General features: G+C 73.6%; 16 protein-coding genes and 2 tRNA genes. 4 read left to right on the top strand and 14 right to left on the bottom strand.

Annotated features, from left to right (window positions below):
• Positions 1 to 53 precede the first annotated feature (53 nt).
• Positions 54 to 464 (bottom strand): nucleoside-diphosphate kinase, encoded by a 411-nt coding sequence (ndk, locus tag BM414_RS21755; protein WP_245784894.1) that lies wholly within the window; start codon positions 462 to 464, stop codon positions 54 to 56.
• A gap of 73 nt (positions 465 to 537) precedes the next feature.
• On the opposite strand from ndk, the gene BM414_RS21760 reads away from it, so the two are divergent.
• Complete coding sequence (locus BM414_RS21760; RefSeq protein WP_093582915.1) at positions 538 to 759, top strand: helix-turn-helix domain-containing protein; 222 nt, start codon at positions 538 to 540, stop codon at positions 757 to 759.
• A 1-nt stretch (position 760) separates the two neighbouring features.
• The gene (locus BM414_RS21765) at positions 761 to 1,297 is read left to right on the top strand and encodes a Clp protease N-terminal domain-containing protein (RefSeq protein ID WP_093582917.1); all 537 of its coding nucleotides are present in this window, start codon (positions 761 to 763) and stop codon (positions 1,295 to 1,297) included.
• Positions 1,298 to 1,311: 14 nt separating this feature from the next.
• On the opposite strand, the gene BM414_RS21770 is transcribed toward BM414_RS21765, so the two are convergent.
• Entirely contained in the window at positions 1,312 to 1,686 is a 375-nt protein-coding gene (locus BM414_RS21770; protein WP_093582919.1) for a DUF4233 domain-containing protein, read from the bottom strand.
• Entirely contained in the window at positions 1,683 to 3,023 is a 1,341-nt protein-coding gene (locus tag BM414_RS21775) for a bifunctional folylpolyglutamate synthase/dihydrofolate synthase (RefSeq protein WP_093582921.1), read from the bottom strand. The genes BM414_RS21770 and BM414_RS21775 overlap by 4 nt, the downstream gene beginning before the upstream one ends.
• 59 nt (positions 3,024 to 3,082) lie before the next feature.
• On the opposite strand from BM414_RS21775, the gene valS reads away from it, so the two are divergent.
• Entirely contained in the window at positions 3,083 to 5,668 is a 2,586-nt protein-coding gene (valS, locus tag BM414_RS21780; RefSeq protein ID WP_093582923.1) for a valine--tRNA ligase, read from the top strand.
• A 1-nt stretch (position 5,669) separates the two neighbouring features.
• On the opposite strand, the gene BM414_RS21785 is transcribed toward valS, so the two are convergent.
• From BM414_RS21785 to BM414_RS21820, 8 genes are all read right to left on the bottom strand, one after another.
• Complete coding sequence (locus BM414_RS21785) at positions 5,670 to 6,599, bottom strand: oxygenase MpaB family protein (RefSeq protein WP_093582925.1); 930 nt, start codon at positions 6,597 to 6,599, stop codon at positions 5,670 to 5,672.
• Positions 6,587 to 7,003: a hypothetical protein gene (locus BM414_RS21790; RefSeq protein ID WP_139245979.1), complete on the bottom strand. Its 417-nt coding sequence runs from the start codon at positions 7,001 to 7,003 to the stop codon at positions 6,587 to 6,589. Before BM414_RS21790 ends, BM414_RS21785 begins: the two co-directional genes overlap by 13 nt.
• Positions 7,004 to 7,289: 286 nt before the next feature.
• On the bottom strand, positions 7,290 to 8,564 hold the full coding sequence (clpX, locus tag BM414_RS21795) for an ATP-dependent Clp protease ATP-binding subunit ClpX (RefSeq protein WP_093582929.1): 1,275 nt from the start codon (positions 8,562 to 8,564) through the stop codon (positions 7,290 to 7,292).
• Positions 8,565 to 8,870: 306 nt separating this feature from the next.
• Positions 8,871 to 9,500 (bottom strand): ATP-dependent Clp protease proteolytic subunit, encoded by a 630-nt coding sequence (locus BM414_RS21800; protein ID WP_093582931.1) that lies wholly within the window; start codon positions 9,498 to 9,500, stop codon positions 8,871 to 8,873.
• A gap of 17 nt (positions 9,501 to 9,517) precedes the next feature.
• Complete coding sequence (locus BM414_RS21805) at positions 9,518 to 10,153, bottom strand: ATP-dependent Clp protease proteolytic subunit (protein WP_425432366.1); 636 nt, start codon at positions 10,151 to 10,153, stop codon at positions 9,518 to 9,520.
• 262 nt (positions 10,154 to 10,415) lie between these two features.
• A complete protein-coding gene (tig, locus tag BM414_RS21810) occupies positions 10,416 to 11,915 on the bottom strand; it encodes a trigger factor (protein ID WP_093582933.1) in 1,500 nt (499 codons plus the stop codon).
• An 86-nt stretch (positions 11,916 to 12,001) separates the two neighbouring features.
• A tRNA-Pro gene (locus BM414_RS21815) sits at positions 12,002 to 12,075 on the bottom strand.
• Positions 12,076 to 12,089: 14 nt separating this feature from the next.
• Complete coding sequence (locus BM414_RS21820; RefSeq protein WP_093582935.1) at positions 12,090 to 13,553, bottom strand: amidase; 1,464 nt, start codon at positions 13,551 to 13,553, stop codon at positions 12,090 to 12,092.
• A gap of 45 nt (positions 13,554 to 13,598) precedes the next feature.
• Between BM414_RS21820 and BM414_RS21825 the strand changes: the two genes are divergently transcribed.
• Positions 13,599 to 13,672 (top strand) — tRNA-Gly (locus BM414_RS21825).
• A 625-nt stretch (positions 13,673 to 14,297) separates the two neighbouring features.
• Here the strand turns inward: BM414_RS21825 and BM414_RS21835 are convergent.
• From BM414_RS21835 to BM414_RS21845, 3 genes are read right to left on the bottom strand one after another with little or no spacing between them, the layout of a single operon-like run.
• Entirely contained in the window at positions 14,298 to 17,630 is a 3,333-nt protein-coding gene (locus tag BM414_RS21835) for a DUF3892 domain-containing protein (protein ID WP_093582937.1), read from the bottom strand.
• On the bottom strand, positions 17,627 to 18,556 hold the full coding sequence (locus BM414_RS21840) for a hypothetical protein (RefSeq protein WP_093582939.1): 930 nt from the start codon (positions 18,554 to 18,556) through the stop codon (positions 17,627 to 17,629). Before BM414_RS21840 ends, BM414_RS21835 begins: the two co-directional genes overlap by 4 nt.
• Positions 18,557 to 18,561: 5 nt before the next feature.
• On the bottom strand, positions 18,562 to 19,749 hold the full coding sequence (locus BM414_RS21845; protein WP_093582941.1) for a hypothetical protein: 1,188 nt from the start codon (positions 19,747 to 19,749) through the stop codon (positions 18,562 to 18,564).
• Positions 19,750 to 19,774 lie beyond the last annotated feature (25 nt).

A 19,774-nucleotide genomic window follows, 5' to 3' on the forward strand; every position in this document is an offset into this window, starting at 1 on the left:
TGCAGGGTCCCGCCGCGAGCGTGCGAGCGGTGGGGGGCAAGGGGGTCCTTCTGTCAGACCAGGCCGGGGAAGAAGAGCCCGATCTCGCGCGCGGCGGACTCGGCGGAGTCCGAGCCGTGCACGATGTTGGACTGCACCTCGAGGGCGAAGTCGCCGCGGATGGTGCCGGGCGCGGCCTTCACCGGGTCGGTGGCGCCGGCCAGCGCGCGGAAGGCCTCGACGGCACGCGGCCCCTCGACGACGAGGGCGAGCAGCGGGCCGCCGGTGATGAACTCGACCAGCGAGCCGAAGAAGGGCTTCTCACGGTGCTCGCCGTAGTGCTCCTCGGCGACCTCGCGGGTCAGGGTGCGCAGCTCGGCGGCGACCAGGCGCAGGCCCTTGGCCTCGAGGCGGGAGACGACCTCCCCGACCAGGCCGCGGGCGACGCCGTCGGGCTTGACGAGGACCAGGGTGCGATCAGTCACGAGGCGGCACCCTACGGGACGGCGCGTGTCAACCCGTGTTGACAAGCCGGCGACTGTCAACCAGAGTTGACGCATGGCCACTCCCACCGACGTCACCACCGCCGCCGCGGCCGACGACCCGGACACCGGCCTGCGCGCCGTCCGGGCGCTGCGCGAGCTGGCCGAGCGCCTCGAGGTGCTGCAGGTCGGCAACGCGCGGGCGCGCGGCTGGTCGTGGCAGCAGATCGCCGGGGCCCTCGGCGTCAGCCGGCAGGCCGTCCACAAGAAGCACGCCCGGAGCAGGAAGGACGTCTGAGGTGTTCGAACGCTTCGCCCACGAGGCCCGCCACGCGGTCGTCGTGGCCCAGGAGGAGGCGCGCGACCTGCGCGCCGAGCAGATCGAGCCGGTGCACCTGCTGCTCGCGCTGGCCCGCGACCCCGGCCGCGGCGGGGCGGCCCTGCGGTCCGTGGGCCTCGACCACGCCACCGTCCGCGACGCGCTGACCCGGTCGGTCGGGCCGCTGGACGCCGACGCCCTGGCCGCCGTCGGGATCGACCTGGAGCAGGTGCGCGCGGCGGCGGAGTCCGCCTTCGGCCCCGGCGCACTCGACCGCGGACCGCTCGGGCGCACCGGGCACATCCCGTTCAGCGGCGGCGCCAAGCGGGCGCTCGAGAGCGCCCTGCGGCACGTCCTGGCCCAGCCGCGCCGGCGCCGCGACCGGGTCATCGACACCGGGCACCTCGTCGTCGGGGTCCTCGCGGTCGCCGACCCGGTGGTCGAGCGGGTGCTGCGGCACCTGGGCACCGACGTCGTCCGGCTCCGCGAGGGGCTCGACGGCGCGTCGGCCGCCTGAGCCGCCCGCCCGGGTCAGTCGGCGGGCGCGGCCGGCTCGCGGAACGGGGAGCCGAGCAGGTCCTTGCGGACCTGCAGCAGGTACAGCCAGATCAGCACGAAGACGCCGCCGACGAACCACATCGACGAGTCGATGAGCCCGGTGAGCAGCAGGGGCACCTGCAGGACGGTGGCGATCTCCAGCCCGCGTGGCCGCCGCTGGATGCCCGAGGCCAGGATCAGGACGACGGCGAGCACCAGCAGGATCGTCAGCCGGGTCCCGTCGAGGCCGCCCGCCGTCTGCGCGATGGCCCGCGGGACGAACAGCACCGCGATCCCCTCGAGCAGCAGCACCGCGGCGGCCGCGCCGCGCAGCGCCCTCCCGGCCCGGACCGGGTCGGGCGCCGTCACGACCGGCCGCCGAGCACGGTGCGGGCCTCGCCGGCGGTGATCACGCTGCCGGTGACCAGCACGCCCGAGCCGCCCAGGGCGTCGTCGGGACCGGCCTCGGCCAGCTCGATCGCCTCGGTGAGCGCCTCGACCAGCCGCGGGGACACGCTCACCCGGTCGGCGCCGAACACGTCGACGGCGAGCGCGCCGAGCTCGTCGGCCGGCATCGCCCGCGTCGAGCCGTTCTGCGTCACGACCAGCTCGGCGCAGACGGTCTCCAGCTCGCGCAGCATCCCCTCGACGTCCTTGCCGTGCACCACCCCGACGACGCCGACCAGCCGGGTGAAGTCGAAGGACTCCCGGATCGCCTCCACGGTCGCGGCCATGCCGGCCGGGTTGTGCGCGGCGTCGACCAGCACCGTCGGGCTGGTGCGGACCCGCTCCAGCCGGCCGGGCGAGCGCACGGCGGCGAACGCGGCCCGCACGGTCTCCTGGTCGACCGGCCCGGTGGCGGCACCGGCACCGAGGAACGCCTCGACGGCGGCCAGCGCGGTCGCGGCGTTCTGCGCCTGGTGCGCGCCGAACAGCGGGAGGAAGAGCTCCTCGTACTCACCGCCCAGCCCCTGCAGCCGCAGCTGCTGCCCGCCGACGGCGACCCGGCGGTCCAGCACGCCGAACTCGGTGCCCTCGCGCGCGACCACGGCCTCGACCTCGACCGCGCGGCGGACCAGCGCGTCGAGCGCCCCCGGCTGCTGGTGGGCGAGGACGGCGATCGCGTCGGGCTTGATGATCCCGGCCTTCTCGCCGGCGATCGTGGTGACGTCGGGGCCGAGGTACTCGGCGTGGTCGAGGTCCACCGGCGTGACGACGGCGACCCGCGCGTCGACGACGTTGGTGGCGTCCCACCTGCCGCCCATGCCGACCTCGACGACGGCGACGTCGACCGGCGCCTCGGCGAAGGTCGCGTAGGCCATGCCGACCATGACCTCGAAGAAGCTCATCGGGTGCTCGCCGGCGGCGTCGACCATCTGCACGTAGGGCGCGATGTCGGAGTGGGTCTCGACGAAGCGCTCGGCGCTCACCGGCTCGCCGTCGAGGACGATCCGCTCGCGCACCGACTGCAGGTGCGGGCTGGTGAACCGGCCCACCCGCAGGCCGAAGCCGCGCAGCAGCTCGTCGACCATCCGCGCCGTCGTCGTCTTGCCGTTGGTGCCGGCGACCTGCACCACCGGGTAGGCCCGGTGCGGGTTGCCCAGCAGGTCGACCAGGGCGGCGATGCGGCCCAGCGAGGGCTCCAGCCGGGTCTCCGGCCAGCGAGCCAGCAGCTCCTCCTCGACGCGGGTCAGGTCACTGCTCATCCTCTCCAGGATGCCAGCCGCCGGGTTCCTGGGATGGCTGGGGTTCCTAGGATGAGGCCATGGTCACCGACTCAGCCACCCCGGTCAGCACCACCCCGGGAGCCGGGTCCGGCGTACCCGAGAAGCCGACCCTCGACGGTCTCGAGGCCACCTGGGTCGCCCGCTGGGCCGAGCAGGACACCTACGCCTTCGACCGCGCCGCCGCCCTGGCCGCGTCGCGCGAGCAGGTGTACTCGATCGACACCCCGCCGCCGACGGCCAGCGGGTCGCTGCACGTGGGGCACGTGTTCAGCTACACCCACACCGACATCGTCGCCCGCTACCAGCGGATGCGCGGCCGGCACGTCTTCTACCCGATGGGCTGGGACGACAACGGCCTGCCCACCGAGCGGCGCGTGCAGAACTACTACGGCGTCCGCTGCGACCCCTCGCTCCCCTACGACCCGTCCTTCGAGCCGCCGGCCAAGCCGGGCAAGGACCAGGTGCCGGTCAGCCGGCGCAACTTCGTCGAGCTGTGCGAGCGGCTGACCGAGGAGGACGAGCGCGCCTTCGAGCAGCTGTGGCGCCAGGTCGGCCTGTCGGTGGACTGGTCCAACGTCTACCGGACGATCTCGGCGACCTCGCGGGCCACCGCGCAGCGGATGTTCCTGCACAACCTCTCCCGCGGCGAGGCCTACGCCCAGGAGGCGCCGACCCTCTGGGACGTCACCTTCCGCACCGCCGTCGCCCAGGCCGAGCTGGAGGACCGCGAGCGCCCGGGCGCCTACCATCGGATCTCCTTCTCCTCCGCCGACGGCCCGGTCTTCATCGAGACCACCCGGCCGGAGCTGCTGCCGGCCTGCGTCGCGCTGGTCGCCCACCCCGACGACGAGCGGTACCGGCCGCTGTTCGGGAAGACGGTGCGCACCCCGCTGTTCGACGTCGAGGTGCCGGTGGTCGCCCACCGCCTCGCCGAGCCGGACAAGGGCTCGGGCATCGCGATGATCTGCACCTTCGGCGACCTCAACGACGTCACCTGGTGGCGCGAGCTGCAGCTGCCCACCCGCGCGGTGGTCGGCTGGGACGGCCGGTTCGTGGCCGAGGCCCCCGACGGCGTCCCCGCGGGGCCCTACGCCGAGCTGGCCGGGAAGACGGCGTACAGCGCGCAGCAGCGGATCGTGGAGATGCTCCGCGAGTCCGGCGACCTGCACGGCGAGCCGACGACCATCACCCACCCGGTCAAGTTCTACGAGAAGGGCGACCGGCCGCTGGAGATCGTCACCACGCGGCAGTGGTACATCCGCAACGGCGGGCGGGACGCCGAGCTGCGGGACGCGCTGGTCGCCCGCGGCCGGGAGATCCAGTGGGTGCCCGAGCACATGCGGTTTCGCTACGAGAACTGGGTCGAGGGCCTCAACGGCGACTGGCTGATCAGCCGCCAGCGGTTCTTCGGCGTGCCGTTCCCGGTCTGGTACCGGCTCGACGACGCCGGCGAGCCCGACTTCGACGACCCGCTCCTGGCTCCCGAGTCGGCGCTGCCGGTCGACCCGTCGTCCGACGTGCCCGAGGGCTACACCGAGGCGCAGCGCGGCGTGCCCGGCGGGTTCGTGGCCGACCCCGACGTCATGGACACCTGGGCGACGTCGTCCCTGTCGCCGCTGGTGGCCTCGGGCTGGGACACCGACCCGGAGCTGTTCGCCCACGTCTTCCCGATGGACCAGCGGCCCCAGGCGCACGACATCATCCGCACCTGGCTGTTCTCGACCGTCGTCCGCTCGCACTTCGAGTTCGGTGCGGTGCCGTGGACGCACGCCACGATCTCCGGTTTCGTCGTCGACCCCGACCGCAAGAAGATGTCGAAGTCCAAGGGCAACGTCGTCACGCCGATCGACGTCCTCGAGCGCTACGGCACCGACGCCGTCCGGTGGCGGGCCGCCGGCGCTCGGCCGGGCGCGGACTCGCCGTTCGACGAGGCGCAGATGAAGGTCGGCCGGCGGCTGGCCATGAAGATCCTCAACGTCGGCAAGTTCGTGCTGGGGCTCGGGGTCACCGCCGGGCTGAGCGGCGAGCAGGTCACCGAGCCGATCGACCTCGGGCTGCTGCGCCGGCTGGCCGGCGTCGTGGACGAGGCGACGGCGGCCATGGAGGCCTACAACTACACCCGCGCGCTCGAGGTGACCGAGGCGTTCTTCTGGTCGTTCTGCGACGACTACGTGGAGCTGGTGAAGTCCCGCGCCTACGGCACCGGGGCGGCAGCGGCGTCGGCGCAGGCCACCCTGGCGCTGGCGCTGGCGGTGCAGCTGCGGCTGTTCGCGCCGGTGCTTCCGTTCGTCACCGAGGAGGTCTGGTCCTGGTGGCAGGGCGGCTCGGTGCACCGCGCGCCGTGGCCGGCCGCCGCGGAGCTGCCCGCGGGCGGCGACCCGGAGGTCGTGCCCGTGGTGGCCGCGGCGCTGGCCGGGGTCCGCAAGGCCAAGTCCGACGCCAAGGTCTCGATGCGGGCCGACGTCGAGTCGGCGACGGTGACCGCACCGGAGGCGCAGGTGCCGCTGCTGGAGGCCGGCCGCGCCGACCTGGTGGACGCCGGGCGCATCGCGGCGCTGACCGTCGTCGCCGGTTCCGGACCGCTGGCCGTCGACGTCGTGCTGGCGCCGCCCGCGGAGGCCTGACCTAGGCGGCCGTCTCCCGCGCCCAGCCCGGCGCCGGGCCCAATCCCAGCCGCCACCGGGCCGCCTCCTCCGAGGGGCTGTGGTCGCCCAGCGCCAGGCGCAGCCCGCGGAGCTGGGCGCGGGCGACGGCGACCTGGGCCGCCCCGCCGCGTCCGCGGCCGGGGACGCCGGCGCACCCGGCCAGCGCGGGTGAGACCAGCTGGGCCGCGGCGCCGGCCAGGCCGCGGTAGAAGACCCGCTCCAGCGGGCTGAGCCCGGGCGGGGCGGTGACGAAGGCGCGCATGGAGTCGGGGACGGGCGCGAGCTGCGGCCGGTACGCGGCGAGCGCCTCGGCGAGCTCGGCGGCGCTCTCCGGCAGGTCGGTGGTGCCGAGTTCCCGCGCGCTGCGCGCCCACTCGCGCACGTAGACGTCGGGCCGGCCGCGGCCGTACCGGGGGCTCAGGTCGCGGCCGACGGCCTGCTGCGCGGCGAGGAAGGCGTCGGTGAAGGCGAGGTGCACCCAGCGCAGCAGGCCGGGGTCCGACGCGGAGTAGGGCCGGCCGCGGACCCGGCCGCGGACGGTCTCGTGCATCCCGCGGACCCGGGCGGACTCGCGCTCGGCGAGCTCCTCGGAGCCGAAGGTGCTGACGACCAGCCAGCGCGCGGTGCCGGCCAGCCGCTTCCACGGGTCCTCGCGGTAGGCCGAGTGCCGCTGCACGCCGGCGAGGGCGAGGGGGTGCGCCGCCTGGCCCAGCAGCGCCGCGACGCCGCCGACCAGCGTGGACAGGTCGCCGTGCACCCGCCACACCACGCCGTCGGGCTCGAACCAGCCGGGGCCGGTGCCGACCCGGGCGATGTCGCGGACCCACTCGGGTGCGCCGGTCGGGTCGCCGGACACGCGGGCCCGGAACGCCTCGCGCGCGGCCTCGGGCAGGGACGTCAGGACGCGCACTCCCCCGACTGTGCCAGCCCCCCGCCACCCCGGCCCGCCGGCGGCGTTGGGGCTGCGGCTCGGACGTCGGCCCGGGTGAGGCCGGCCGGGTTGCCCCACGCGTCGACCACGGCGCGTTCGGGGCAGGAGACGGGGAGGCCGTCGATCCGCCGGACGCTGTCCTCCAGCGAGCGGGTGCGGTGCAGGACGACACCCGGGGTGCCCCGCCCGCTGCGGGTGTGGCCCACGGTGAGGTGCACGGGACCACCGGGCGGGGCGAGCTCCCAGAGCGCCAGGGCGGACCGGTGGCTGACGACCCCACCGCAGCTGCGGACGGCGGCCTCGACCCGGAGCCGCCGGTCGCCGGCGACCGCGGGCAGCGCGTAGACGCCGGGCTGCATCCGTGCCAGCCAGCCGGTGGACACCCACCGGGCCACCGTGCCGCGGTCGACCCGGGCGGTGAGCGCCTCCCAGGTGGTCCATCCGTCCGGGCCGACAGAGCTGCGGGATCGAGGGTCATCCGGCGACGGTGACCGCAACCGGATCTCTGTCGTGACCGGCGCCGAGATCTGTGGACGACCGGCCGGCGTGTGCGCCGAGGCCGGGTTCCAGGGCCCTGGATGCGGCGTCGGCGCAGCGCTCGCCGGCCACCGACGCGAGCGAGCCCGCCCCCGGGGTCGGGGACGGGCTCGTCGGTGGTGCGGCTGTGTCTCAGGCGCTCTTCTCGCGGCGCTCGCGGGTGGGCTTGCGCGGCACGATGGTCGGGTTGACGTGCTCCAGCACGACCTCCTTGGTGATCATCACGGAGGCGACGTCGTCGCGGCTGGGCACCTCGTACATCACCGACTGCAGCACCTCCTCCATGATCGCGCGGAGCCCACGGGCGCCGGTGCCGCGGAGGATGGCCTGGTCGGCGATCGCCTCGAGGGCGTCGTCGCTGAACTCCAGCTCCACGCCGTCGAGCTCGAACAGCCGCCGGTACTGGCGCACCAGGGCGTTCTTCGGCTCGGTGAGGATCTGGATCAGCGCCTCCCGGTCGAGGGCCTGCACGCTGGTGATCACCGGGAGCCGGCCGATGAACTCGGGGATCATGCCGAACTTCAGCAGGTCCTCGGGCATGACCTCGGCGAAGGCGCTGGAGGCCTCGATCTCCTTCTTGCCGCGGATCTCCGCGCCGAAGCCGATCCCCTGCTTGCCGACCCGCTGCTCGATGACCTTCTCCAGGCCGGCGAAGGCACCGCCCACGATGAACAGCACGTTCGTCGTGTCGATCTGGATGAACTCCTGGTGCGGGTGCTTGCGGCCGCCCTGCGGGGGCACCGACGCCGTCGTCCCCTCGAGGATCTTCAGCAGCGCCTGCTGCACGCCCTCGCCGGAGACGTCGCGGGTGATCGACGGGTTCTCGCTCTTGCGGGCGATCTTGTCGACCTCGTCGATGTAGATGATCCCGGTCTCGGCCCGCTTGACGTCGTAGTCGGCGGCCTGGATGAGCTTGAGCAGGATGTTCTCGACGTCCTCGCCGACGTAGCCGGCCTCGGTCAGCGCCGTGGCGTCGGCGATCGCGAACGGGACGTTGAGCATCCGGGCGAGGGTCTGCGCGAGGTGCGTCTTGCCGCAGCCGGTCGGGCCCATCAGCAGGATGTTGGACTTGGCGAGCTCGACCGAGTCGTCCCGGCCCGAGCGCTCACCGCCGGCCTGCACCCGCTTGTAGTGGTTGTAGACGGCGACCGCGAGCGTGCGCTTGGCCTTCTCCTGGCCGATGACGTACTGCTCGAGGAAGTCGTGGATCTCGCGGGGCTTCGGCAGCTCGTCGAACTTCAGGTCCGACGACTCCGAGAGCTCCTCCTCGATGATCTCGTTGCAGAGGTCGATGCACTCGTCGCAGATGTAGACGCCGGGCCCAGCGATGAGCTTCTTGACCTGCTTCTGGCTCTTCCCGCAGAACGAGCACTTGAGCAGGTCACCGCTCTCACCGATTCGTGCCACCTGCTGACCTCCACCTCGGGGGAAGCAGGTCCTCCGGGGTACGGACCTGCGGATGATGTGTCACTGAAGTGCCCGTGTTGGTCCCGCTGGTGGCGGGTGCCGCGAGGACGACCCTCCCGGCGCTGCCGGCCGAGGATCGGGCGCTCGCCGACCGTACCTGCCGCCACCGACGCCGCGGGACTCCGACGCCCCGGTGCGCCGGGGGCGCTCGACTCGCTCGTCACTCCCGGCACTGCCCCCCGAACGGTACGGGTTCCGGCCGCGACACGCGCGACCTCTTCCCGTCCCGCCCGGGGGACGGCGTGCTCAGACCGCGGGCAACGCGTTGAGCTTCCGGCTCTGGATGACCTCGTCGACGATGCCGTACTCCTTGGCCTCGGTCGCGGTCAGGATCTTGTCGCGGTCGATGTCGGAGCGGACCTGCTCGGCCGTCCGGCCGGTGTGCCGCGCGAGGATCTCCTCCATCTGCTTGCGCACCCGCTCGATCTCGGCGGCGTGGATCTCCAGGTCCGAGACCTGGCCGCCGGCCTCGCCCGAGGGCTGGTGGATCAGCACGCGGGAGTAGGGCAGCGCGAGCCGCTTGCCCGGGGTCCCGGCCGCGAGCAGGACGGCGGCGGCCGAGGCGGCCTGGCCCATGCAGACGGTCTGGATGTCGGGCCGGACGAACATCATCGTGTCGTAGATGGCCATCAGCGAGGTGAACGAGCCACCGGGCGAGTTGATGTAGATCGTGATGTCGCGGTCCGGGTCGGCCGACTCCAGCGTGATCAGCTGGGCCATGACGTCGTTGGCCGACGCGTCGTCGATCTGCACCCCGAGGAAGATGATGCGCTCCTCGAAGAGCTTGTTGTAGGGGTTGGACTCCTTCATGCCGTAGCTCGTCCGCTCCACGAAGGAGGGGAGGATGTAGCGGCTGGAGGGCATCTCGAAACTCACGTCAGTTCTCCGAACCGTCAGTTGTCGGCGACCGGGTTGGTGCTGTCGGTCATGGTGGCGCGGCTGACGACGTGGTCGACGAAGCCGTACTCCAGGGCCTCCTGCGCGGTGAACCAGCGGTCGCGGTCGGAGTCGCGCTCGATCTGCTCGAGCGACTGCCCGGTGTGCTGGGCCTGGAGCTCGTTGAGCTCCTTCTTGGTCCGCCGGAACAGGTCGGCCTGGATGGCGATGTCCGCGGCGGTGCCGCCGACGCCGGCCGAGGGCTGGTGCATCATGATCCGCGCGTGCGGCAGGGCGTAGCGCTTGCCCGCAGTGCCCGCGGTCAGGAGGAACTGGCCCATCGAGGCGGCCAGGCCCATGCCGTAGGTGGCGACGTCGCAGTCGATGAACTGCATCGTGTCGTAGATGGCCATGCCGGCGCTGACCGAGCCGCCGGGCGAGTTGATGTACAGGTGGATGTCCTGCTTGGGGTCCTCGGCCGAGAGCAGGAGCATCTGGGCGGCCAGCTGGTTGGCGATGACGTCGTCGACCTGGGTGCCCAGGAAGATGATGCGCTCGCGCAGCAGGCGCTCGTAGACCGAGTCGTTGAGGTTCATCCCCCCGGCGGCACCCCGCATCAGCGGGCTGTACGCCGGGTTCGGGTCGGTGCTCACGGGTGGTGTGACCTCCGTTGGCGGTGGATCGAGTCGGTCTCGGTGGGCGGGGAGCGGGGCCGGCGGCCCTGGCGGGCCGTACCCCCGGCGTCCGCCCCGAGTCACGTCGACCCTAACGCGCACCCCTGGGCCGGGAGTCCCGGCGCGGGCCCTGTTCGCCGTCGGCGCAGCGGACCCCCGCCGCGACGGGCCGGGTGACGACGGACGCCGCCCTCCCCCGCGCACGCGGGGCAGGACGGCGTCCGTCGGGGAGTGGTGCGGCTCAGGCCTTGGTGACGTCCTCGGTGTCCTCGGTGGCACCCTCGACCGCCTCGACGGCGACGGCGTCGGCGACCTCGGCGTCGGGCGCCTCGTCGTCGGAGTCGACGTCCGTGGGGGCGGTGGCGGACTCGTCGGTGGCGGACTCGTCGGCGGCCGGGGCCGCTTCGGCCGCGCGGACCGTCTGCGGGCGCACCGACTCCAGGTCGACGACGTTGCCCGAGGCGTCGGTGATCGTCGTCTGCTCGAGCAGCTGGGCCAGCGCCTTGGTCCGGCGGACGTCGGCGACGAACTCGGCGATGTTGCCGCCCTGCTGCAGCTGCTGGGCGTACTGCTCCGGGCTCATCCGGTTGCGCGAGGCCTGCGCCATGATCTGCGCCGACAGGTCGTCGTTGTCGACGGTGATCTCGCGGGCGTCGGCGATGGCGTCGAGGACGAACTGGGTGCGGACGGCCTCCTCGATGTTCTTGCGCTGCTCGGCGGTGTAGGCCTCACGGCTCTCGGTGCCCGACATCGACAGGAACGTGTCCCAGTCCATGCCGGCGTTGGTGAGCTCGTTGCCGAGGGCCTGGTCGCGGTACTCCAGCTCGCGGTCGACGAGGCCCTCGGGGATCGGCACCTCGGTGGCCTCGAGCAGGTGCTCGACGAGCTTGTCGCGGGCCTGGGCGCCCTGCTGCATGACCTTCACCCGCGAGAGCCGGGTGCGGACGTCGTCGCGCAGCTCCTCGAGGGTGTCGAACTCGCTGGCGGTGGAGGCGAACTCGTCGTCGAGCTCGGGCAGCTCCTTGGCCTTCACCGAGCGGACGGTGACGGTGACCTGGGCCTGCTCGCCGGCGTGCGGTCCCTGCTGCAGCGGGGTCTCGAACGTGGCCGACTCGTCGGCCGACAGCCCGCGGACGGCGTCGTCGAGGCCCTCCATGATCGAGCCGGAGCCGACCTCGTAGGACATGCCGCTGGTGGTGCCGTCCTCGAGCACCTCGTCGCCGACGCGGGCCTCGAGGTCGATGGACACGAAGTCACCGTCCTGGGCGGCCCGCTCGACGCCGGTCAGCATCGCGAAGCGCTCGCGCATGACGGTGACCTGCTGGTCGATCTCCTCGTCGGTGACCTCGACGTCGTCGACGGTGACCGACAGGTCCTCCAGGGCGGGGAGGTCGATCTTCGGCGCGACGTCGACCTCGGCGGTGAACGCCAGGGTGTCGTTGTCGTCGAGGCGGGTGACCTCGATGTCGGGCTGGCCGAGGACCCGGACCTGGTTCTCGCGGACGACCTCGGAGTAGACCTCCGGGATGGCGTGCTGGACGACCTGCTCGAGGACGACCGGGCGGCCGATGCGCTGGTCGAGGATGCGGTTGGGCACCTTGCCCGGGCGGAAGCCGGGGACGCGGACCTGGGTCTTGAGCTCCTTGTAGACCTCACCGAAGGCGTGGTCTAGGTCCCCCCACGGCACCTCGATCGCCATCCGGACCCGCGTGGGGCCCAGTTCCTCGATGGTGCTCTTCACAGCGGCAGTGCTCCTCGGTACGACGGAAGGGGACGCCGGGACCGGCGCCGGGTCGACCCCCGAGTCTAGAGACGCCGGGGGCGGGGTCGGGGTGGCGGGATTCGAACCCACGGCCCCCCGCTCCCAAAGCGGGTGCGCTACCAAGCTGCGCCACACCCCGTGGCGGCGTCGAGTCTAGGCGCGCCCTCCGGACGCGACGGCCGGACGGCGTCCTGCCCACGGCGCGGCCTCCTCCAGCGCGGCCGCCACCCGCACCAGCAGGTCCTCCCGTCCGGCGCCGGCCACCAGCTGCACGCCCACCGGCAGGCCGGCGTCGGTGGTGTGCAGCGGCAGGCTGACCGCCGGCTGCCCGGTCACGTTGAACTGGGCGGTCCAGGGGATGAACGCGGAGATCCGGCGGCCCTCCTCGCGCGGGCCGGCCGCGGTGAACCAGCCGAGCTCCGGCGGCGGGGCGCCCACGGTGGGGGTGACCAGGAGGTCGAAGCCCTCGCCGCCGTCCTCGGCCGGTGTCCAGAAGGACGCCATGCGGCGCGACCAGGCACCCAGCCAGGCGCGGGCGGTGAGGTACTCCGGTGCGGTCATCCGGTTCCCGGTCAGCCGGTAGTACGCGTTGCGCGGCTCGAGCTCGTCGTCGGCGATGTCCCGGCCGACTACCCGCTCCATGTCGGCGAGGGTGCGGGCGGTGTCGGCGGCGATGGTCGCGTTGAAGTGCCGGGAGAAGTCATCCTCGAACAGGGCCGCCGGGGAGGCCTCCTCGACGGCGCAGCCGAGGTCCTCGAGCAGCCGGCCGGCCCGGGCGACGGCGGCCCGGCACTCGGGGTCATCGAGATAGCGCTCGTCCAGTGGGGAGGCGACCAGGCCGACCCTCAGCGGGCCGACCGGGGCGCCGACCTCCTCGAGCAGCAGACGCGGCAGCGGCGGCGCGGCGTAGGGGTCGCCGGGCATCGGCCGGCCGATCAGGTCGAGGACGGCGGCGGTGTCGCGGACCGTGCGGGTGACGACACCGTCGATGGTGGCGCCGGCCCAGCCCTCGCCGACGTCGGGGCCCTGGCTGACCCGCGCCCGGCTGGGCTTGAGCCCGACCAGCCCGCACTCGGCGGCGGGGATGCGGATCGACCCGCCGCCGTCGCTGGCGTGCGCGACCGGCACGTACCCCGCCGCGACCGCGGCGGCCGACCCGCCGCTGGAGCCACCGGTCGAGCGGGTGGGGTCCCAGGGATTGCGGGCCGGCACGTGGGCGGCCGGCTCGGTGGTGACCGTCGTCCCGAGCTCGGGGACGTTGGTGCGGCCGAGGACGACGAAGCCGGCGGCGCGGAACAACGTCGCCAGGTGGCTGTCGCGCCGCCAGCGGATCCCGGCCTGCTGTAGCGGGCCCAGGCCGTAGGCGGTCTCCTCCCCCGCCATGTGCGCGCCCATGTCCTTGAGCAGCAGCGGCACGCCGCGGAACGGCCCGTCGGGCAGCGTCCCGGCGGCCTCGGCGCGGGCGGCGTCGAAGCGGTCGCGGATGACGGCGGACAGCTGCGCGTCGGCGGCCTCGATCCGCGCGATGGCGGCGTCGACCAGCTCGGCGGGGCTGGCCTCCCCGCGGCGTACCAGGTCGGCCTGTGCGGTGGCGTCCAGCTCTGTGGGCTCGGTCACGCCCGGACGCTATCGGCCGCACCCGCTACGCTGGGCGGGCACCTCGCGGGTGTAGCTCAATGGCAGAGCCCCAGCCTTCCAAGCTGGCCATGCCGGTTCGATCCCGGTCACCCGCTCCAAGCAAAAATCCAGGTCAGGCCGCCTGTTAGGTCCTCTGAAGGAGTGCTGGAGGACCGTCTGGAAGGCCCGTTCTAGGCCCCTGCAGACCCCTGTTTTCCCCTCCATTGGTCATGAACTGGTCACGCGGGGCAGCCCATACAGGCAGGCCGCAGCCCTCGTTCACCTCTCCCGGGGCCTCGTGACCACAACCTGGTCACGCGGTGAGCGCCAGGCCGTGCTGAAGTGACCCCCGTCAGGCGGACGCCTCGTTCTGTGTCGCCGGCGCGAAGCTGGGCACCCCGAAGACCGCCGATGGCGACGTCGAGTCACTGCGCCTGCTGAAGATCGCTCGGGACACCGCGGTCAAGGCCCGCACTGCGGCCATGACCGCGCTCAAGGCGACGCTGGTGACCGCCGCCGACGACCTGCGCACCCAGCTGGAGCCACTGAGCGACTACAAGCTCATCCGGGCCAGTGCGGCGCTCGACTCCGCCGCGAACCGATACGGGTGTCACGTCCGGCCGTGCCCGAGTCACCCACGCCCAACCGCCCCGTCAGGTCAGGAGGACCTCCACGCGGGCCTCGCGGGCGGCGCGACGTGGGCGTCGCATAAACCCCAGCGGTACCCCGTGCTCCACCTGCTGCTCAGGATGGGCAATCGGGCAGCCGCATCAGGTTGTTCGGCTCGATTCTGTCCTGTTCGCTGCGCAGGTAGCGGGATCCGTCCCGGCGCTGAACGACCGTCAGGCCGGCCCTCCGGCCTGCCGCATCGCGGGTGAAGAACGCATGCCGCCCCGTCCCCAACAGCCTGATGACCTCGGCGACTTTCAACACCACCACGACTCCGTCCGGGTTTCGCAGCCCGAGCCCCTCAATCCGGCCGCCGCGCCGCCGGGCGCATACGATCTCGTTCGACTGTTGCAGCGCCGGGTAGACGGCGTTGGGCAGCAGTTTGACGGTCAGCCAGCCGTCGCTGAACTGGGGTGGGTAGTCCGGCAGCAGGGCATCAGTGGTTGCCGGAATAACCGTGTCGGCGGCCCAGGTGAACGGATCGGAGCGGCGGTGCCAGGTCCACTCGCCACGGATGTCGGAGGGGACGGGGAGCCGGCTGACCGCCGCGTCGCGCAGGACCGGACCCGCGCGCAGTGACGGCGATAGCCGCGCCAGCGCGGTCGCGGTCCACTCCCGTTCCATCGAGATCTCCTTGCGGGGGAGCAGCCCGGTCGTCACGTGGACATCGGCCCCGGGTACGACGAGCAGCAGCAACGGCACGGTGACGTGCGGCTGGACGGTGAACCAGCCCGACGCGTCGACGAACGGAGGCAGATCGCCGACGTAGTCGACCAGCGCCGGGTGGACGGCCCGGATGTGGCTCCAGTCGTCGTGGGCGAAGTAGGCGAGCAGCCCGTCGGTGCGCCTGGTGAGTTCACCGAGCCGCACGGGCAGCTCGACGGCGAGGTTCTCCGGTGGTCGGCGCGGGTCCTCGATCTCGATCCGCAGGGCTGCCCGCAGCACCACGATCGGGTGTCCGAGGAGCAGCGACAGGTGCTCGGTGCCAGCCCGGCCCGTGCGGTCGACGGTCCATCGGGTGGTGTCGAGCAGCACGACCGTTGACGCGAGCGCGCCGTCGGGCCCGGGGACCGCCCGATCCGCGGTGAACAGCGCGTCGGCGAGGACGCCGAGGGTCGGGTTGGCGAGGTCGGTGCTCGGCCGGGTGCCGAGCGCGGCCGAGCGGCCGGCCTCGGGCTCCCACAGCGCGCCCCCCGTCGCCGGGACTAGCCGGCCGCGGCTCTGGCCGTCGGCGTCGGCGAATGCAAGCGTGCCGTCGAGGGGACTGGGCGTCAGGTAGCCGCACACCGGGCTAACACCGCCGGAGGCGTCCCGGGTGGCACCAGTCGCGTCGACGTACCGCAGCAGGACTCGGGCGGGCGCGGTGAACCTGGGCACAAGCTGGGTGAGTCCGGGTTCCGGGCCGGCCATGCCCTCGCTGCGCCGAACCGCGTCCGGTGCCAGTTCCAGGTAGCGCCCAAAGCCATCGACCAGCCTGAGCCGGTCCAGCCGCAGGTGGCCCGCCCGCAGCGCGGTGAAGCCGGCGGGCCGCCTGCCCGGGGCGACGTCGCCGGGCTCGACGTCGGGTGCCCGCACCAGCGCCCCGGTCGGGTCGCGGCGCAGCTGCGCGGTCAGCGTCTCGAGGACGCCCGAGAGCAGGTCCTGATGGGCGAGCGCGACCGCCAGCGGGCGGTCCGGGCCGATCTCGTCGAGGAGTTGCTCGGCGATCTCTTCACCCGCCGCACCTGCCACGGCGATGGCCTTGACGGCCGCACCGGCCAGGGCCTGCGCCGCTCCGCCCGTCAGCAGAACCCGGCCCGCCACGCTGCGGCCGTCGGTGCCCGCTGCGGCGCCGGGGCGTTCGGTGAAGTCGTGGTCGCCGAGGACCCAGTCGTGCACGGCGCGCGGCGAACCGAGGTAGGTACCGGCCAGCTCAAGGTGCACCGGTGCCCATGGCCGCACGGGTGGTGCCACGGCGACCGGGCTGGGCAGCAGGCCGACGACCGTCGCGCCGGCCATGAGATCCGGATCAGCCGCGACATCCCAGCTCCCCCACCACCGCGACCGGATATCCGCCACCGGCGAGAGCGCCGCGGCCGCGAGGTCTGGAGCCGAACCGGGATCGAGTGCGGCGAGTTCGACCAGCAGCGCGTCGCAGGCGGTGGGCAGCCCGGCCAGCGGTCGCAACGTCGCGAACACGTCGACGGGCAGCACGGCGGCCCCCGCTCCGGGATCGCCCCCGGCCGGGCCGAAGGAGCTCACCTGGTCGCCGTCCACCCGGCACCGCAGGCGATCGAGCGGGTCGAACCGTCCGTCGCCGCCGAACCGCAGGCTGCGCCCGCCTCCGCGCACGACGAGGGTGGGATCCACGGCCTGGAAGCTGCGCGGGCCCGGCCGCGCCACCGTGCGGAAACCACCCGTGCCCGGGTTCACGGCGGTCGGTGTGGCGGGGTCCCAGATGGCTTCGGTTCCGGACTCGCTCGCCACCGACGAGAACCGGCGTGCGTGCAGCTCGGCGTCGACCCGTGCCGGTCCGTCGGGCGCGCCGAGCTCGCCGAGCAGGCCCGCGAGGAAGCCCTCCACCATGCGCCCGGCGGTGCCACCGTCCCCGAGCAGGGCCGTGACCGCCTCGGTCGTCGTCTCGCCGATGCCGAGTTCGACCGTGTCGGCGGATGGGCGGAGCTCGTCCTCGAGGCCCAGGTCCCCGCCGCCCGGCCAGCGCTGCTCCGGCCACCCGATCGCCACCGCGGCACCGTGGAGCAGCACTTGGTCGGGCACGGTCGGCATCGGGCGGTCCCGGTCGACGTCCCAGCCGAGGGCGTCCATCCGCATCCAGAAGTCCACGCCCGTCGCACCGTGGAGCGGGTCGGCCGCTGGGTCGACATACCACCCGCAGACCAGGTACGCGACCGGGCCGGTCACCCCCGCGAGATCGTCGTGGAGCGCGAAGCGGCCCTGAACGTTGTCGAAGTACGACGACCAGGCGGGGTCACCCGGCCCGGCCGCGCTCAGCGGGTCCTCGAGCGGGACGCCCGCGGGTGGCAGCGTCGTCGCAACGAGGGCGTCGTCGAGGCGGGCGGGCTGCTCGGTGGACGTGTCCGGCAGCAGCCACGCGTGCACGGCCCGGGGGCCCGGTGTGGTCGGGCCGGACAGCCGCACCAGGAGCCAGCGGTTGGGCAGCGGCCGGAACCGCACGCGGTCACCGTCCCGCTCGCCGTGGCCGAGCCCGTCGGGGAGCAGCCACTGCACGTAGGCGCCTGGCTTGCGGCCCTTAGTGAGATCGGTGAACGGCTCGGGAGCCAGGCTCTGACGCAGGCGCTTGCCGGGCTCGGGCGCCGGGTCAGGGCTGCGGGTCTCCGCCCACGTGTCGTCGTCCCCCGGCCGGACTACCAGCACGTCGAGGGTGACCGGGACGAGCAGGGTCGTCATGGGCCCTCCTCGAACCGCTGGCGGGCGGGCGGCTGCAGCAATGCCAGTCCGAGACCCGCACCACCCCGGCCCGGCCCGCCCAGCGGGTGTGCCGCGTCGAGCCGCTCGACGAGGGTGGCGACGTCGACGACCCCCGGCGGGGCGTTCCCGCGGAGGGGAAGCGGTACCGGTGGCTCTGCGGTGACGGCACCGGTCACGTCCCGCACGGGGACCTGGAGACCTCCGCCGGGAGCCGGGTCGACGCCCTGCTGGACGCCGTGGTGGGGTTCCTGCAGCCACACCAGCTTCGGGGAGCCCTGCAGGAGCACGATCATGACGGTCGGCGCGAGCCGCTCTATCCGCAGCAACGGCACCACGTCCTCGGGATGCTCCTGGTCGTAGACGGCCGGGTCGGCGCCGAGCGGCACGGCCGTGGTGCGGTAGGCCCGGACCGACAGCCCGGGGAACTGCGAGACGAGCAGCGAGCGGAGCAAGAACCCGCAGACCTCGTCCGCGCCCCCGATCCGCTCGGCGTCGACCTCTGCGGCCGCGGTCCGGCCGCGGGCGCGGTCGCGCACCGAGCGGAGCTTGCGGTCGGCGGCCCTGCGTGCCTGCGGTTCGGCGTCGGTTGCACGGGCCAGCTCGCGTTCCGCAACCGCGCCGACGGCCAGCGCCCCGGACACGAGCGCCTCCACCCACGCCGCGTCGATCCGGAAGAACCTGATCGACTCCATCGGCAGCGCCGCCGGGTCGGGCACCAAGTAGCCGAACGGCACGTCGTGCAGGAGCCGCCAGGCCGCCAACCGTTCGACGACGTGGTCGGGCAGTGCCGGCGAGGTCGCGCCGACGCCCGCGGCGGTAAGCGCGGCCGGCCCCACCATCGACCGCCGTGCGTGAAGCCGGTTTGACGGGGCGAGGGCCGTGAGGACGTCCCGTGGGTCGATCATGCTCCTCATCGGCGGACCCCACCCACGGATCCCGGAACACCCCACACGTCGCCGCGCCGGAACGTCCGGCGCACCACCTGGTCCAGCACGGCCGGCACCGAGTCCAGCGGCCTCCGTCCGTGCACTGGGGCCTCGCGGACCAGGCGCATGGGAGGGTCCTGGTTCAGGGCGCCGAGCGCTGAGTCGATCGCGCGGAGGCTCACGGTGGACGCGTCGGCGTCGTCGGCGGCCCGGTGCCAGTCGACCATCTCGCGGGTGAACTGGCCGTCGGCCGCGCCGAGCAGGCGGCCGAGCTCGAACGCCGCGTCGAGGGTCACGTCCGGTGGCGCGTCGCCTCCGCCGTCCTGCGCCGCCGCGGTGAACGCGCTGCGGTAGGTCGCCCACCCGGCCGCGCCGCCGCGGTCGACGCGCTCCAGGACCGCGGCCGCGGCGGCGAAGGACGCCACGTCGAGTTCTGCGCACAGCGCATCGAAGAGGCCACCCGTGGCGGAGACGGTGAACGCCCAGCTGTGCAGCACGACGAGCGGCGGCACCACCGGCGGCGCGATCCCGGCGACCAGCGCGTCGTGCCCCTCGAGCGAGACCAGGCACGCGTGGTACCCGCCGGTGGAGACGGGGAGCCGGTTCGCGGTGACGACCGCGAACCAGCCGTCGTCGTCTGCGCCGGCGAGCGCGGTGTCGGCCAAGTTCACCTGGCGCGTGTGGGTTAGAAGGTCGAGCTCCGCAGCGCGCGGGAGCAGCCCCATCAGCGTCACCGGATCGGCCATCCGGAGCACGGTGACGGGTGGCCCGTCACCGTCGACGGGCTCGGTGGCATTTAGGGCTGCGAACGCCTGGTCACCCACCGCGGCCCGCGCAGTCGGCACCCGCTCGAGCCGCCCGTCGCCCTCGGCGACGACCAGCAGCGCCAGCCATGGCCGGCCCACCACCGTCCGCTCCCACGGCAGGGTCAGCCGGTGCAGCGCGACGTGCGGCAGCCGCTGTCCGAACGCGCCCTCGGCCCCGGCGGCCGGATGGACGGACGCGATCCGGTCGTCGGGCAGCACGAACCGGTCCGAGCCGACTGCGACGTACCGGGCGTCCTCGGGGGTGGCCGGCAACGCGGGGGCGTGGTCGGCGCTCACCTCTAGCCGGGCGCGGACTCGGTAGCGCCCGTCGACGAGGCCGGGCCGGACCGCATCGTAGAGGCGCATCGAACCAACCGGAGGTGCGTCCGTC

The sequence above is a fragment of the Geodermatophilus amargosae genome (assembly GCF_900116515.1).
Lineage (GTDB): Bacteria > Actinomycetota > Actinomycetes > Mycobacteriales > Geodermatophilaceae > Geodermatophilus > Geodermatophilus amargosae.

Excerpts from the sequence above, each read along its gene's own strand:
- BM414_RS21760 (WP_093582915.1), top strand. The coding sequence starts at position 538 with ATGGCCACTCCCACCGACGTCACCACCGCCGCCGCGGCCGACGACCCG.
- BM414_RS21775 (WP_093582921.1), bottom strand. The coding sequence starts at position 3,023 with ATGAGCAGTGACCTGACCCGCGTCGAGGAGGAGCTGCTGGCTCGCTGG.
- valS (WP_093582923.1), top strand. The coding sequence starts at position 3,083 with ATGGTCACCGACTCAGCCACCCCGGTCAGCACCACCCCGGGAGCCGGG.
- BM414_RS21835 (WP_093582937.1), bottom strand. The coding sequence starts at position 17,630 with ATGACGACCCTGCTCGTCCCGGTCACCCTCGACGTGCTGGTAGTCCGG.
- BM414_RS21840 (WP_093582939.1), bottom strand. The coding sequence starts at position 18,556 with ATGATCGACCCACGGGACGTCCTCACGGCCCTCGCCCCGTCAAACCGG.
- BM414_RS21845 (WP_093582941.1), bottom strand. The coding sequence starts at position 19,749 with ATGCGCCTCTACGATGCGGTCCGGCCCGGCCTCGTCGACGGGCGCTAC.